The sequence below is a fragment of the Ferruginibacter sp. HRS2-29 genome, assembly GCF_024343615.1.
Lineage (GTDB): Bacteria > Bacteroidota > Bacteroidia > Chitinophagales > Chitinophagaceae > Ferruginibacter.
In genome coordinates this window covers 1-15,529 of record NZ_RJUB01000132.1, presented here as the reverse complement: position 1 = coordinate 15,529, position 15,529 = coordinate 1, and the positions used below count along the sequence as shown (strand labels likewise).

The following is a 15,529-nucleotide window of genomic DNA, read 5'->3' as shown; positions in this document are numbered from 1 at the left end:
AAACATATTATTATCTTGTATGTATGTGAAGGATTTTTTTTCATAAAAGCTTTCTTCAAGATACTCAATTTCGTCCTGATATGAACCTAACGAAGACATATTGTTGCCTGCTGGCTGCATTTTCGATCCTGCTATTTTCCTGTAATACCAAACGCACAGAAAAAGAGAGACAGCTTGTTTCGGATCCTGCTTCCATGGATGGTTTTGTGAGCAAAAATATTCGTTTGCTGCTCGAAAATGCCGAAGCCAATAAAGGAAAAATGGATGACAGCCTGCAGTTACGTTTTTTACCCGTGCTGAAATATTATTACAGGCAGAATGACTACACCCCCGTATGGAGCAGTTCGGAAAAATGGAAGCAGCCTGCGGATAGCCTTGTCGCATACCTCAAAGAGGCTGCATTGGATGGGCTGTTCGCTGAAGATTACCAGTTTGGTAAAATAAATAATTTCAAAAAAATGATGGATGCTGATTCGGTGAACAGAACCGATGCAGTTGCGTGGGCAAAAGCCGAATTGCTGTTTACCGATGCATTCATGCACCTGCTGCAGGATCTCAAACAAGGGCGACTTCAGCCGGATAGCCTTGCCTGGAAAAATAAAGAAGTGTTGTACAAAACTTATTTTACCCCTGAGATGGAAAAGATAAGAAATGGCGCTTCTTTCGCGGCAGTGACCACGGCATTGCAACCGAAAAATAAGGGCTATAGCCTGCTGAAATCGGGCATACGCAAGTTTGTAGACAGCATGGATAATAAGGTTTATACCTACATAGAATACCCTTATAAAAATGCACAGGACTCGTTGGTTTTCATAAAAAAGATACAGAAACGGATGACCGAAAGCGGTATCACTTCTTCTACGGGCCAATTCGATTCTGCAGCCCTGAGCAATACGATCAAACATTACCAGGCAAAAAAAGGATTGAAAGCAGATGGAAAAATTTCGACGGCCCTGGTGAGAATAATGAACATGACGGATAAAGAAAGGTTCAGGAGAATTGCGCTTACGCTTGACCGTTATAAACAGCTTCCGGAGAAAATGCCGGAGAAATATATCTGGGTGAATCTTCCGGCGTATTACCTGAAGTTGTACGAAGGCGATTCTGTTGCACTCGAATCGAAGATCATTTGCGGCAAGCCCGGCACGCCAACGCCATTGCTCACCAGCGCCATCACGGATATGATGGTTTATCCTACGTGGACAATACCTACCAGCATCATTTCAAAAGAAACATTGCCGGCTTTGAAACGCAATCCCGGATATCTTGCCCGCAAAGGGTTTTACCTCCTTGATAACAAAGGCGAGCGTGTGGATCCGTACAGTGTGAATTGGGCGAAATATTCCAAAGGCATCCCGTACAGGGTGCAGCAGGGGAGCGGCGACGACAATGCATTGGGCGTGATCAAATTTAATTTTGATAACCCGTACTCCGTCTACCTGCACGATACCAACCAGCGATACCTTTTTGGCAACAGCATGCGCAGCCTGAGCCATGGCTGTGTACGGGTGCAGGAATGGCAGAAACTGGCGTTTTACCTGGTAAGAAACGATAGCATTTTATCCAAACAACCGGATTCCTTGAAATACAACAGCGATTCTATCGTGAGCTGGATCGCGGCCAAAGAACGGCATAAGATCCCTGTGAAAAACAGGCTTCCTTTGTTTATCCGCTATTTCGGTTGTGAACTGGTAAATGGAAGCATCCGCTTTTACGATGATATTTATGGGGATGACAGGGCGTTGGCACAGAAATATTTTGCGGGAAAATAAAACAATGGATAATTGAATAATGGATAATTGAATAATGGATAATTGAATAATGGATAATAGGATAATTTTGGCCTTTGTAAATTCATTAAGGCATTCTGTAGAAAGCGTTATCCATTATCCATTAAAAATGATATATGATTAAAAGACTGATTCTGCTGTTTATCTGCTTCGGGATCATTGAAGCGGCGCCGGCCCAAAAACCTTCGATCACCCTCTATGGACAGGCGAGTTATTATGCCGCTAAGTTTCATGGGAGGCGGACGGCAAGCGGTGATATTTTCAACCATTCAAAACTTACCGCTGCCTGTAATTCTTTACCGCTGAATACCAGGGTCAGGATAACCAATCTCCGGAATGGGAGGTCGGTCATTGCAATAACCAACGATCGTTTGCATGCCAAAACAAGCAGGTTGATCGACCTTACAAAAACCGGGGCTGAAAGGCTGGGATTTGTAAAAGCCGGACTGACAAGGGTAAAAGTGGAAATATTACGTGAAAACGAGGTCGAATGATCATTTCCGCCGTAGGAATTTGCGTGTGAATGCCTTAATTCTGTTAATAATCTGTTTAATTTATTTCCTCATGTGAAACTAAGCAGCTATTTTTGTTGCGTTTACAAAACTGACATATATGAAGAAGTATATTCTTGCAATGCTGGCCCTGGTTGTATGCACAATCAGTTATGGCCAAAAGGATTACAAAAAAGCACCTGCCTTTTCAATTGCATTCATCCTCGATGATTTCAAATCTGCCGGAGAGATCAAAACATCCAGCCTGAGTACTGTATTGAGAAACAAGCAGTGGTACAAAACCAAAAGGATGAATCCGGGCCTTTCAGCAGGTTACATCCAGGGATTGACTGATCATATCGATTTTGCGGCTACACTGGCAGCATCTTACACAGTTTACCCTGTTCCAAATAAAATCATTACAAGGCAAAAGCAAAATCTTTTGCTGGAAGCTGCGGCTACAGCCAATGTAAAATTACTGACGGATAAATATGTAGTGAATCCTTTCTTTACCGGAGGTATAGGGGCTTCGAAATATAAAGGCTACTATAGTGCGTTTGTACCGGTTGGCCTTGGATTGCAGTTTAAATTCACCGATGAGATATTCCTGATCGTGAATTCACAATACCGCATTCCTGTAACTGAAAATTCTGCCGAACATTTCTACCATAGCTTTGGTTTCGCGAAGACTTTTCCAAAACCATTGCCTCCTGCTCCGGTAGAAGTTCCGTTGCCTGTAGTGGCTGACCGTGATGGCGATGGTGTGATCGATGCGGAAGATAAATGCCCTGATACGCCAGGTCTGGCTTCCCTGCAAGGTTGCCCTGACCGCGATGGTGATGGCATTGCTGATGGCGATGATAAATGTCCGGATGTAGCTGGCCTTGCAAAATATCAAGGTTGTCCGATCCCTGATACCGATGGTGATGGCATCAACGACGAACAGGATAAATGCCCAACCATTAAAGGTTTTGCCCGTTACCAGGGTTGTCCGATCCCTGATACCGATGGTGACGGTGTAAATGATGAAGAAGATAAATGCCCTACACGTCCTGGTCCGGCAAGCAACCAGGGTTGCCCTGAAATTGCTAAGGAAGTGATTGAAAAGATCAATTTTGCTGCAAAGAATGTATTCTTCTCTACAGGAAGCTACAAATTGCTGGCTAAATCAAATAAATCGCTGAATGCAGTGGCTGACCTGATGAAATCTGATGAATCGCTGATGATTGATATTGATGGTCATACCGATTCACAAGGTTCAGATGAAAAAAATCAGGTTCTTTCCGACAATCGTGCAGCAGCTGTAAAAAATTACCTGGTTAGCAAAGGTATTGCTGAAAGCCGCCTGAAATCTGCCGGTTATGGTGAAACCAAACCAGTAGCTGATAATAAAACTGCAGCAGGCCGTGCGAAGAACAGGAGGACTGAAATGACTGTAAGGAATTTTTAATCTATATTGAAGCATAGCTTCTACTCAAAAAAAGCCCCGGTCGCAATATCGGGGCTTTTTTTTGTGGTAGTCAACCTTCGGTAGTCAACCCGCGGTAGTCAACCTTCGGTAGTCAACCCGCGGTAGTCAACCTTCGGTAGTCAACCCGCGGTAGTCAACCTTCGGTAGTCAACCCGCGGTAGTCAACCCGCGGTAGTCAACCTTCGGTAGTCAACCCGCGGTAGTCAACCTTCGGTAGTCAACCTTCGGTAGTCAACCTTCGGTAGTCAACCTTCGGTAGTCAACCTTCGGTAGTCAACCTGCGGTAGTCAACCTGCGGTAGTCAACCCGTGGTAGTCAACCCATTAAAAAGCCCGGGTAAAACACCCAGGCTATATACCAGATTCAGCTGTCCATTATTTATACTCATACTCCACACTTCCCATCAGTTTCCGCTCTTTCGTAAAACATTTTTCCCTGATCCTTAACCCATTGTCGTAAGTATATTTCCACACAAAATAATCGTTACCGCCTTCTTCCGTAGCCGTCATCTGGCTCACCTGGTTGGCAGAGTTATATTCGAAGATATAGTCCGGGTGCAGGTTGGTGCGGAAATCATTCGCCTGTACAATATCTGTCAGCCTGTTCTTTGCATCGTAATAATAATAGTATTTGGAACCATTCTTCGTGTCCTTTTCAATCGCTACATTATTCCGCTCATCGTTGGCAAATAAAATTACGATGCTGTCGTAATTATTTTTCACCCTGATCATTTTCACCGGCTGATCACGATCATTGTATTCATAAATATGTTCTTCCAGGATAGCATTGGTAAAATCGTCATCCTGCGAACGGACAGACGACAGGATCGAACGGATACGATTCTTTGAATCGTACGAATAAATATTCTTTGTTACAGAAATTTCCGAACTATCGGTAGTGCTCGTCAGTTTACCCTCATTGTTGAAAAGCGAAACAAATACGGAGCTGGCCGAAATATTTGAACGCGTCAGCAGTTCCGATTTTTTGTAATCCCTGGAGATCCTCCTTTCGCAGAAAAAACCATCACTCGGACTACCATCGTCTTCAAAGCTTTTGATAATGACCGTCCTTACCTTATTTTCCTTATACCTGGCCATCGTGCTCACCAATTCATCATTACTCAGGATATCCTTGTAATAAAATTGAGCAAAGGCCGTGGAAGAAAAACCGGCACATAAAAACGAAAACAGCATGATTTTTTTCATCAGAAATTATTTGTATCAACAATGGGCGAAGTTAACAAGCTAACACATCTTAAGTTACTTCATCCAGTTAAACTTTATTATTTTTAACAAAAATATCTCCGTTGAGTCATTTAAAAGAAAGGAAAGAAAAAAATTGCCTGAATTGTAATGCTGTCGTAGAAGGGAAATATTGTAGCATATGCGGCCAGGAAAATATCGAACCCGCTGAAAGTGCCTGGCACCTGACCACTCATTTTTTCAATGATATCACACATTTCGACGGAAAATTCTTCAGCAGCCTGAATTACCTGATCTTCAAACCCGGCTTTTTATCGTCGGAATATAAACTCGGAAGACGGGCAAGTTACCTCAATCCGGTGCGGATGTACGTCTTCACCTCGTTTCTTTTTTTTCTGGTATTTTTCTCTGTTTACCACGTTGATGAACTGCATGTAGATACGAATTTCGATGCAAAAAGCTGGGAAGCCATCAGGAATATGGATTCCACGCAAATAAATAACTATCTCGCCACCCTGGAAGATACCAGCGTTCACACAAAGGATCAACTGATACAGAAATTGTCGGCCAGGAAAAAAGGCTTTTCCATCAGCAGCTACCGCGATAAAAAAGAATATGATTCGCTGCTGGCTTCCGGAGCCATCAAAGATGGGTGGTTGAAAAAGAAGTGGAATTACCGGCAGATCGCACTTAAAGAAAAATACAACGGCGACAGCAATAAGATGCTGCAAGCGCTGTTGGGTAGTTTCAGCCACCGGTTTCCGCAAATGTTATTCCTCTCGCTGCCTTTGTTTGCATTCATCTCCCGGCTGCTTTACATCCGGCGAAAAGAATTTTATTATGTCAGTCACGGCATTTTTGCCATTCACCTGTATATATTTACGTTCATCATTTTATTGGCGAACATTGGCGTCAATTCATTGATAGATCTGACTTCATGGGATTGGCTCAACTGGGTAAATGGTTTTCTCTATATCTGGTTGTTCGTATATCAATACAAGGCGATGAGGAATTTTTACGGGCAGGGCAGGGGCAAAACAATCGTTAAATTCATAATTTTGAACATAGCCCTCCTGTTTTTGATGGTGTTTATATTTCTCGGCTTCCTTGTCTTCTCTTATTTAAAAGTTTAATTTTATGGAACCTGTTTCAAATGAATTTCTTCGGTTGATAAAGATCATGGACGAACTGCGTGAAAAATGTCCGTGGGATAAAAAACAGACGATCGATACTTTACGCCACCTCACCATCGAAGAAACTTACGAGCTGGCTGATGCCATCAATGATAAGGACTGGAAAGGTATCAAAGAAGAATTGGGAGATATTTTGCTGCACATTGTTTTTTATGCAAAGATCGGTGCCGAGCAAAACCAGTTTACACTGGAAGAAGTTATCAACGGGGTTTGCGAAAAACTGATCGTGCGGCATCCGCATATTTATGGAGATGTGGTGGTAAATGATGAAGAAGATGTGAAGCAGAACTGGGAAAAAATAAAGCTGAAAGAAGGCAAGAAGTCCGTGCTGGGCGGCGTTCCTAAATCATTGCCTTCCATGGTGAAAGCCATAAGGCTGCAGGAAAAATCGAAGCAGGTGGGTTTCGAATGGGACAATACCGGGCAGGTGTGGGCAAAAGTACAGGAAGAGCTTGGCGAGCTGGAAGAAGCTGTTGCCAGCGGCGATCAGGATAAAATGGAAGACGAACTGGGCGATGTTTTTTTCTCACTGGTGAATTTTGCAAGGTTTTTGCAGGTAGATGCCGACAACGCTCTCGAACGTACCAATAAGAAGTTTATCAGCCGGTTTACCAGGATGGAAACTGCTGCACAAAAGGAAAATAAATTTCTCCATGATATGACACTGGAAGAAATGGATGCGTTGTGGAATAAAATAAAAAAAGAACCAATCACATAATTTACAAAACTATTGCCGCTTCTATCTAATTATCCCCGTTTCCTTAAAGACAACCTGTACCTGCTGCTTGTTGCGGCAATGCTATTCACCATTTCTTTCGTAAGTGATAATTACTGGTCGGTGAACTACAATCTGTCGTCCGAAACAAAACGGATGAACGAATATGTGATCGGGCACGAGAAAGATTTCAAAAAGCTTTTAACCGATAAGGAGATTTTTTTCAAGATCAGGAATGAGAAATCCGATGAAGAGTCGCTGGGCAAACTGATCTCGCAAAAGTATTTTGTTTTCTTCTACAAAAAGGATCCTGCCGGTATTCCGGTGCTGAGGTATTGGAATACACAATACATCCTGCCAGGCCCGGATATTCTTCAATCCCCTGCAAAGGCTGGTTTTGCTACACTTCCCAACGGGTATTATGTATGGAATAAAACTGATAGCGCCGGTATAATTTCCATTGCATTGATCCCGGTCAAATGGAATTATATCATCACCAACGAATACCTCGAAAATACTTTTCTCAGCGATGAGAACAGCAATAATAAATATGCCGTGGAAGAAGGGGCGGCAGCCAAAGGCAACGTGTATTCTTCCAACGGGACCGTGCTGTTTCACCTGAAGCAGATCTATTCGGGTAGCAGTTTTCAAAACAATCACCTTTCACTGGTCTGCAGGATACTCGGGGTTTTATTTATTTTCTTTTTCCTGCATGTGTGCGCTTCTTACCTGGTAGTGAGAACAAGGTTTGTATACGCCTGCATCTTTCTTTTTGGTTCCATGCTGTTCCTTCGGGTGATCAGTTACCTGTTTCATGTGCCGATGAATTTCAGGCAGTTTGAGCTGTTTGACCCCGCGGTCTATGGCTCCAATTTCATTCTCAAATCATTGGGCGACCTGTTGATCAATGCCGTGCTTTTTTTATGGTTCGTGATATTTGTGCGGTTTCATCTGCATGAAAAAAATCTGCGTATTTCCATTAAAAACGAATACAGCAAATGGGTGATGACAGGCGTGGGTACACTGATCATCCTGTTGGCAACTTTTACCGGAAGTACCATCATCCGCTCGCTGGTAGCGGATTCGCAGATATCGTTTGATGTCATCAATTTTTTCTCGCTGAACTTTTATACGGTCATCAGCTTTTTGATCCTGAGCGCTATCGCCATTGCCTATTTCTTTCTTTGCCAGATCATCTTGTTTTTGCTGAAACCACATTTTAAAAAACCATTCATCACGCTTTTTCTTTCCGTAACGATCATGGCTTTGTTCCTGCTCAGTTTTAAGATCGGGGATATTTCAGGCGGCTTCGAATTGTACGTGCTGGTATGGTTACTCATATTCCTTTTCCTGCTCAACTTCGATTATTTCTACCTGATCGCTTCTAAAATTGTAACATCAAAGCTGGTGTTCTGGATATTTTTCTTTTCGGTGTCCATTTCCGCCATCATCATCAAAGAGAATAACAGCAAGGAGATCCGCAACAGGCAGCATTATGCAGAAATACTTGCCACGAAGTCGAACCCTACCAGCGAGACACTGCTCAACACCATGCTCACCGATTTCAGGGCGGATTACCTGGCGGATAATTTTTACCGGTTTACGGAGCCGCAAGACAATCACTTTTTTAAGGATAGCCTTATCAATAATAATTTCGCCGGTTACACGGATAAATACGATACCAAGATCTTTACGTTCGATAATAAGGAATTGCCTTTGTACAACGTGGAGGAAAATAATTATAACGACCTTAATACCATTCTCAACACACAAGCCAAACCAACCGGGATACAGGGGCTGATGTATTACGACCAGGCGTATGATAAATTCAGTTATATCATTAAAAAAACGATCGTGGATACCAGCCGTACATTGATCGGTTATGTGTTCATCCTGGTAAACCCGAAATATGTAAAGAACGAAACCTTATCACCCGAGTTGTTTGGGAAAGGGCATAACAATGCATTGGAAAATTCCTCGGCTTATGCGTTCGCTATTTACAACAATGGCCGGCTGGTAAGCAGCCACAACGATTATCCTTTTGCTACAAGATATACGGATCAGTATTATGCGGGTAAACAATACCTCATGATCAACCGCAACGGGCATAGCGAAATGTGGTACAATGCCGGGGGAAGCAAACATGTGGTCATCGCGAAGGAAGACAGCCTTTCCATCGAATCGCTCACATTATTTTCCTACCTGTTTTGTTCGTTCCTGTTACTGACGGCGATGGCGTGGTTCCTCGATGTGATGTTGCGGTCGAGATTCAAGCTCCGTAATATCAGCAATTACTGGCAACTCAGCATCCGCAACCAGATCCATGGCACGATCATCTTTTTCAGTGTGGTATCTTTCTTCGTGATCGGTATTGCCACCATCGTATTTTTCATCAATCGTTATGAAAGTAACAACCGCGAAAAACTGAGCAGTACCATCCGCATCATGGAAAAGGAAGTCAGGAATTCTTTTTCAGCAGAGGTATTGAAAAATGATACGCTGGCGATGGCCGAACAAGGTAACCAGCAGGCGATAGAAAATAATATCAACCGGATATCCGAAATACATGGGGTGGATGTGAACCTCTACACATTGAACGGAGACCTCCGCGTTTCATCGTTGCCGTTACCTTACATCAAGGGGATCGTAAGTACCAAGATGGAGCCGCAGGCTTTTTATCATCTCAGCAATCAGAAAGAAGTACAGTATTTTCAGAAGGAGCATATCGGGAAATTATCTTTCCTCAGCAGTTATGTACCGGTGCTGGATTCGGCAGGTAACGCTTACGCTTACCTGAATGTGCCTTATTTCACCTCCCAGAGCAAACTCAGGGATGAAATATCCAACTTCCTCGTGACGATCATCAACCTCAATGCATTCATATTTCTCATCGCGGGTATCGTGGCATTGTTCATCACCAACCGTATCACCAATACATTCTCGCTGATAGGAGAGAAGATGAAAAAAATTAACCTCGGCAAACGCAATGAAGCCATTGAATGGCACCGCAGCGACGAGATCGGCGACCTTGTGAATGAGTACAATAAAATGGTGAGCAAGCTTGATGAAAGTGCCCAGGCACTGGCAAAAACAGAGCGTGAAGGTGCATGGCGCGAAATGGCGAGGCAGGTAGCGCACGAGATCAAGAATCCGCTGACGCCGATGAAACTCAGCATGCAGTTTCTGCAAAAATCCATTGAAAATAATGCACCGAATGTGAAAGAACTGTCTGCATCGGTAGCCAATACATTGGTGGAACAGATCGATCACCTGAGTAATATCGCCAACGAGTTCAGCCAGTTTGCCAATATTGAAAATGCAAAAATGGTGAGGATAGACCTCAACGATTCTATCCGGTCGATCAAACAACTATATTCCGGCAATGCAGATGTAACGTTCGACTGGAACATCGAGGAAAAACCCGTGTACGTATTTGCTGACAGGACACATATCAACCGGTTGTTTACAAACCTTATCCAGAACGGGTTGCAGGCGATGCCGGAAGGCAGGCTGCCACATATTACCATCACAGAAGAAACGGATGAAACGAGTGTGTTGGTAAAAGTGAAAGATAATGGCACCGGTATCGATCCGGCTATGCAGTCAAAAATATTTACGCCCAACTTTACTACCAAGTCGTCAGGCACGGGGCTCGGCCTCGCAATGTGCAGGCGAATCGTAGAGCAGACTAACGGCACTATTTATTTTGAGACTTCAGCGGATGAGGGAACAACGTTCTTTATAAGGTTCCCGCTTGCGGAAGTTTAATTACACATTTTTTTTAAAAAACTGCCCTCGCAACTCCCCGCAACGACTATTCTATTGGGGATTTGTATGATCAAATGCCTTTCAGTTTTTTTCTTTCGGCAATATAGCTTTCAATTTCCGCCAGGGTGAAGCTACTCAGATTCCTTTCTTTCGGCAGCAATGCTTTCTGCGCCACCAATACTCCATATTTATTGTAATCCAGGGCATCAATGCTATGTGCATCCGGATCGATGGAAATGAGTACATTTTTTTTCATCGCATAGGCAATGTGTTTCCAGTCGATATCGAGGCGGCTCGGACTGGCATTGAGTTCTATCGCTACATTGTTGGCTGCGCAGGCATCAATGATCGTTTCATGATCAACCGGGTAGCCTTCGCGACTCAACAATAACCTGCCCGTCATGTGGCCGAGGATCGTAGTATAAGGGTTTTCAATAGCAGTCATCAGGCGCATCATCGCTTTCTCCTTGCTCATTTTAAGATTGCTGTGCACAGATGCGATCACTACGTCGAACGAAGCCAGTACTTCATTGCTGTAATCAAGATTGCCATCGTTGAGTATATCGCTTTCGATGCTTTTGAATATTTTAAAAGGGGCCAGTTTTTTATTCAGCTCGTCGATCAGCAGATGTTGTTCGCGTATCCTTTCTTCAGATAAGCCTTGTGCATAAAAAGCCGATCTGCTGTGATCGCTGATCACGAGGTATTCCAGCCCGCGTTCCATGGCGGCTTTCGCCATTTCTTCAAGTGTATTGCTGCCATCGCTCCAGTTGCTGTGGCAGTGGATAATTCCTTTTATGTCAGCAGCTTGTATTACATCCGGCATGATGCCCGTGCGCAATAATTCAATGATACCCACATCTTCCCTTACCGGTGAAGGAATGAAGGCGAGGCCGGCCGCTGCAAAACAACTGTTTTCGTCTTCCAGTTCTCCTATATTTATTTCTTTCAAAAGTGCTTCGCTGAATTCTCTGGAGGAGGAAGTATTGATATAAGTACGTAATACCTCATTGGTATTTACTCCGTAAATGCGCACATTCAAACCAGAACTATTGTTATAGACCACGCTGTCGTCTTTTCTTTCTTTAAGAGAAAAACCTTCGATACCCAGTAAAGTTTTTTCAATAAATTCTTCGTCGGCCTCAATCACAAATTCAAGCTCATCGATAGTGGGCATCTGGCGTTTAAAATTGCCGGTGAGTAATACTCTTTTTCCGACAAAAGTATTCACGAGTATCTGTTCAATTTCGGGAACTATATTTTCTATGCTTGCATAAAGATGGCTGCCTTTATTCTTGAGATAAAATTCGATGATGTCGGAAACATTCTGTTGTGTTTTTTCACCAAAGCCTTTGTATAACTTCAACCGGTTTTCTTTGCAGGCATACAACAATTCGCCGATGCTTTCTATCTCCATTTCCTTCCAGATCGTATGGATTTTTTTTGGTCCGATGCCTTTAATATTTAACATTTCGACCACCCCCGGAGGAGTCAAAAAAATCAATTCGTGCAGGTTTTTTAGTTCCCCGGTCTCTAACAATTCAATTATTTTTTGAGCCGATGATGCACCGATGCCTTTTATCGAAGCGATATTTTCTTTCGGCATTTCACTTAATTGCGTCGGCAATTTTTCAATAGTGAAAGCAACGGAAGAATAAGATTTTGATTTGAAGCTGTTCTCTCCGTGTATGTCCATGAGTTTGGAAAGGAGAGAAAATGTATCGGCGATCTGATAGTTATCCATTTGTCAAATGTACCAAAATAAGGGAAATGAAATTTTCCGTTATGGCAAACAGCGGGAAGTGAAGTAGTTTGCCGTAAAAAACAAACTATCCTGAAACGCAGGCTGGTAGTACATTACAAAAAAAAGTCCCGGTATAAACCAGGACTTATTATTTTTTGCTCTTTTAGTAAGCTAAGCTTATTTCTTTTTAGGAGCTGCTTTTTTTGCTGCTGCTTTTTTAGGAGCTGCTTTTTTTGCAGGAGCCGCTTTTTTAGGAGCTGCTTTCTTTGCAGGAGCCGCTTTTTTAGGAGCTGCTTTTTTTGCAGGAGCCGCTTTTTTAGGAGCTGCTTTTTTTGCAGGAGCTGCTTTCTTAGGAGCTGCTTTTTTCTTTGTTGCCATTTTTTTAAATTTAATTGGTTAGTAAATAATACTTAAAAATAAATACTATTTTGATATTACCAAAAAAAAATATAAAAAAATTAAGCAGTTGCTTCTACTTCGCTGATAGAAACAAAAGTTTTATCGCCCTTTGCTTTCTTGAATTCTACAACTCCATCAGTCAATGCGAAGATGGTAAAATCTCTACCAACACCAACATTTTTACCAGGATGGTATTGAGTACCACGCTGACGAAGAATGATGTTTCCTGCAAGCGCCGGCTGACCACCATAAATTTTTACACCTAATCTTTTGCTTTGTGAATCGCGACCGTTTTTTACCGAGCCTTCACCTTTTTTGTGTGCCATTTTTTATAAGTTTTGAGTTTTAAGTTTTAGGTTTTAAGTTTCAAGTCATACTTATAACTCAAAACTTATCACTTACAACTTTCATTAAGCGATTGCAGTTACTTTGATGTGAGTATACTGCGTACGGTGACCGTGTTTTTTACGGAAACCTTTCCTTCTTTTCATTTTAAAAGCGATCACTTTTTCGCCTTTAACCAGGTCGCTGATGATCTCAGCTTTTACAGTGGCTTTTACACCTGTACTTACTACATCACTTCCGCTGCTTGTAAGTAATACATCAGAAAACTCTACTGAATCTCCTGTTTTACCCGCGATATGCGGTACGTATAAGCTGTCTCCTGCTTTTACTTTAAATTGTTGACCTGCGATTTTTACTATTGCTAACATAACCTAAATTTGGACGGCAAAGGTAAGGGTTTGTAGGAAATTATAGTAAGTTTTTTTGAACTTTATTTGCCCAAAGAGAAGAAAAGTGTATTCGGGGGCAAATTTACGTTGAAATTCAATCATTTGGAGCAGAGAAGTTACTGGATGCTGGGTGGAAACCAGTAAAGTAGTGGGAGATTCTTAAATGGTATAGGTGTAAAGTCCCAGAGGTGGTCAGTCGTCGGTCGTCGTTGCTTTTACGTAATTTCGTGCCCGGTTATGACTCTATTCAAAAAACTCATCGGATTCATTTTCAGCATATACGCATTCGCGACTTTCCTTGCTATCATGTTCATCCTGTTCCCGTTTGTGATCATCGCGTCTTTTTTCGGCAGGATCCGGGGAGGTAATATAATATATAATATATGCCGCCTATGGTCCGATCTCGCTTTGTTTCTCTGGGGTATCCGGCATAAGAATTATTTTGATGCCCCCAAAAGCACCGATCATGCCGTGGTATTTGTATTCAACCACATTTCATATATAGATATACCGTTCCTCCTGAAAGTTTTCCGGCGCCAGCCGATCCGTATTCTCGGAAAAGCCGAACTGGGAAAGATCCCTATTTTCGGGTATATCTATCGCAAAGCAGTGGTATCGGTTCAGCGCAGCAGCCCGGAAGCCCGGGGGAAAAGTGTAGAAACGCTGAAATCCATGTTGAGGAAAAACATATCGGTAGTGATTGCCCCGGAAGGAACTTTCAACATGACCCATCGCCCGCTCAAAGAATTTTACGACGGCGCTTTTAAAGTTGCTATCGAAACCCAGACTTCCGTGCAGCCGGTAATATTCCTGGATGCCTACGACCGCCTGAATTACAAAAGCATATTTTCGCTCAATCCGGGAAAGTCAAGAGCTGTTTTTTTAGAAGAAGTGGAAGTCAATGGATATACGTTGGAGGATGTGGGATTATTGAAAGCAAAAGTTTATGGTATTATGGAAGCAGCGCTGATCAAATACAAAGCCAGTTGGATTGAGGGAGATTAGCCACGAATAGCACGAAAAAGGCACGAATGAAATTTATTATAAAGTAGGTTTCGTTCCGGAATTGAAAATTTAGAATATGGAAATTTACTGAAATTTAGAAGTCACAATATCTTAAACAGTTCGAAGATTTGACTATTCACCATTCACTATTTTTCTTCGTGAGCATTCGTAGAATTTGTGGCCGGGTTTTAAAAGAGAACCAGTGAGCCACGGATAGCACGAAAAAGGCCCGAATGAAATTTGTTGTAAAGTGTTTTATCGTTCAGGGATTGAAAATTTGGAATATGGAAATTACTGAAATTTAAAAATCACCATACCTTAAACAGTTCGAGGGTTTGACTATTCACCATTCACTATTTTTCTTCGTGAAGATTCGTGACATTTGTGGCTGGCTGTTTTAAAAGAGAACTAGTGAGCCACGAATAGCACGAAAAAGGCCCGAATGAAATTTGTTGTAAAGTGTTTTATCGTTCAGGGATTGAAAATTTGGAATATGGAAATTACTGAAATTTAAAAATCACCATACCTTAAACAGTTCGAGGGTTTGACTATTCACCATTCACTATTTTTCTTCGTGAGCATTCGTAGAATTTGTGGCCGGGTATTTTAAAAGAGAACTAGTGAGCCACGAATAGCACGAAAAAGGCACGAATGAAATTTGTTGTAAAGTGTTTTATCGTTCAGGGATTGAAAATTTGGAATATGGAAGTTGCTGAAATTTAAAAATCACCATACCTTAAACAGTTCGAGGGTTTGACTATTCACCATTCACTATTTTTCTTCGTGAAGATTCGTGACATTTGTGGCTGGCTGTTTTTATAAAAAATAATTATGCACGAAACAGGGGAGATACCTTTTGCAGAGGAACAGTTTGACCACTGGGCCGAAATAATTTTGCCACTGGCAGTGCCCATCGTGTATACTTACGCTATTCCTGCTGATCTGCTCGCAAGGGCTGTGATCGGCTGCAGGGCGGAAGTGATCTTTGGTAAGAATAAAAAATATGCCGGTGTGATC

At 42.3% G+C, this 15,529-nt stretch carries 13 protein-coding genes; 8 read left to right on the top strand and 5 right to left on the bottom strand.

The window, feature by feature from the left end:
- Positions 1–80 precede the first annotated feature (80 nt).
- The 3 genes from EGI32_RS14610 to EGI32_RS14600 all read left to right on the top strand — a co-directional run bounded on the left by EGI32_RS14610 (position 81) and on the right by EGI32_RS14600 (position 3,731).
- Entirely contained in the window at positions 81–1,772 is a 1,692-nt protein-coding gene (locus tag EGI32_RS14610; protein ID WP_255154671.1) for a murein L,D-transpeptidase, read from the top strand.
- 134 nt (positions 1,773–1,906) lie between these two features.
- Positions 1,907–2,284, top strand: a complete 378-nt coding sequence (locus tag EGI32_RS14605; protein ID WP_255156103.1) for a septal ring lytic transglycosylase RlpA family protein — start codon at positions 1,907–1,909, stop codon at positions 2,282–2,284.
- Between the two features lie 118 nt (positions 2,285–2,402).
- The gene (locus tag EGI32_RS14600) at positions 2,403–3,731 is read left to right on the top strand and encodes an OmpA family protein (protein WP_255156102.1); all 1,329 of its coding nucleotides are present in this window, start codon (positions 2,403–2,405) and stop codon (positions 3,729–3,731) included.
- A gap of 395 nt (positions 3,732–4,126) precedes the next feature.
- On the opposite strand, the gene EGI32_RS14595 is transcribed toward EGI32_RS14600, so the two are convergent.
- Positions 4,127–4,957, bottom strand: a complete 831-nt coding sequence (locus EGI32_RS14595; RefSeq protein WP_255156101.1) for a hypothetical protein — start codon at positions 4,955–4,957, stop codon at positions 4,127–4,129.
- Positions 4,958–5,058: 101 nt separating this feature from the next.
- On the opposite strand from EGI32_RS14595, the gene EGI32_RS14590 reads away from it, so the two are divergent.
- From EGI32_RS14590 to EGI32_RS14580, 3 genes are read left to right on the top strand one after another with little or no spacing between them, the layout of a single operon-like run.
- Positions 5,059–6,087 (top strand): DUF3667 domain-containing protein, encoded by a 1,029-nt coding sequence (locus EGI32_RS14590; protein ID WP_255156100.1) that lies wholly within the window; start codon positions 5,059–5,061, stop codon positions 6,085–6,087.
- Positions 6,088–6,091: 4 nt separating this feature from the next.
- Positions 6,092–6,865: a nucleoside triphosphate pyrophosphohydrolase gene (gene mazG / locus EGI32_RS14585; protein WP_255156099.1), complete on the top strand. Its 774-nt coding sequence runs from the start codon at positions 6,092–6,094 to the stop codon at positions 6,863–6,865.
- A gap of 12 nt (positions 6,866–6,877) precedes the next feature.
- Complete coding sequence (locus EGI32_RS14580) at positions 6,878–10,630, top strand: PAS domain-containing sensor histidine kinase (protein ID WP_255156098.1); 3,753 nt, start codon at positions 6,878–6,880, stop codon at positions 10,628–10,630.
- Positions 10,631–10,700: 70 nt separating this feature from the next.
- On the opposite strand, the gene EGI32_RS14575 is transcribed toward EGI32_RS14580, so the two are convergent.
- From EGI32_RS14575 to rplU, 4 genes are all read right to left on the bottom strand, one after another.
- Entirely contained in the window at positions 10,701–12,374 is a 1,674-nt protein-coding gene (locus EGI32_RS14575) for a DNA polymerase/3'-5' exonuclease PolX (RefSeq protein WP_255156097.1), read from the bottom strand.
- A gap of 177 nt (positions 12,375–12,551) precedes the next feature.
- Positions 12,552–12,752 (bottom strand): hypothetical protein, encoded by a 201-nt coding sequence (locus EGI32_RS14570; protein ID WP_255156096.1) that lies wholly within the window; start codon positions 12,750–12,752, stop codon positions 12,552–12,554.
- Between the two features lie 80 nt (positions 12,753–12,832).
- Entirely contained in the window at positions 12,833–13,099 is a 267-nt protein-coding gene (gene rpmA, locus EGI32_RS14565; RefSeq protein ID WP_255156095.1) for a 50S ribosomal protein L27, read from the bottom strand.
- Between the two features lie 84 nt (positions 13,100–13,183).
- A complete protein-coding gene (rplU, locus tag EGI32_RS14560; RefSeq protein ID WP_255156094.1) occupies positions 13,184–13,486 on the bottom strand; it encodes a 50S ribosomal protein L21 in 303 nt (100 codons plus the stop codon).
- Between the two features lie 258 nt (positions 13,487–13,744).
- On the opposite strand from rplU, the gene EGI32_RS14555 reads away from it, so the two are divergent.
- Together EGI32_RS14555 and EGI32_RS14550 are read left to right on the top strand one after the other, a co-directional pair.
- Positions 13,745–14,512 carry a 1-acyl-sn-glycerol-3-phosphate acyltransferase gene (locus EGI32_RS14555; RefSeq protein ID WP_255156093.1) on the top strand — a complete coding sequence of 256 codons (768 nt, stop codon included), beginning with the start codon at positions 13,745–13,747 and terminating at the stop codon, positions 14,510–14,512.
- An 831-nt stretch (positions 14,513–15,343) separates the two neighbouring features.
- Positions 15,344–15,529 (top strand): hypothetical protein (locus EGI32_RS14550; RefSeq protein ID WP_255156092.1); only part of this gene is annotated, 186 nt, incomplete at its 3' end.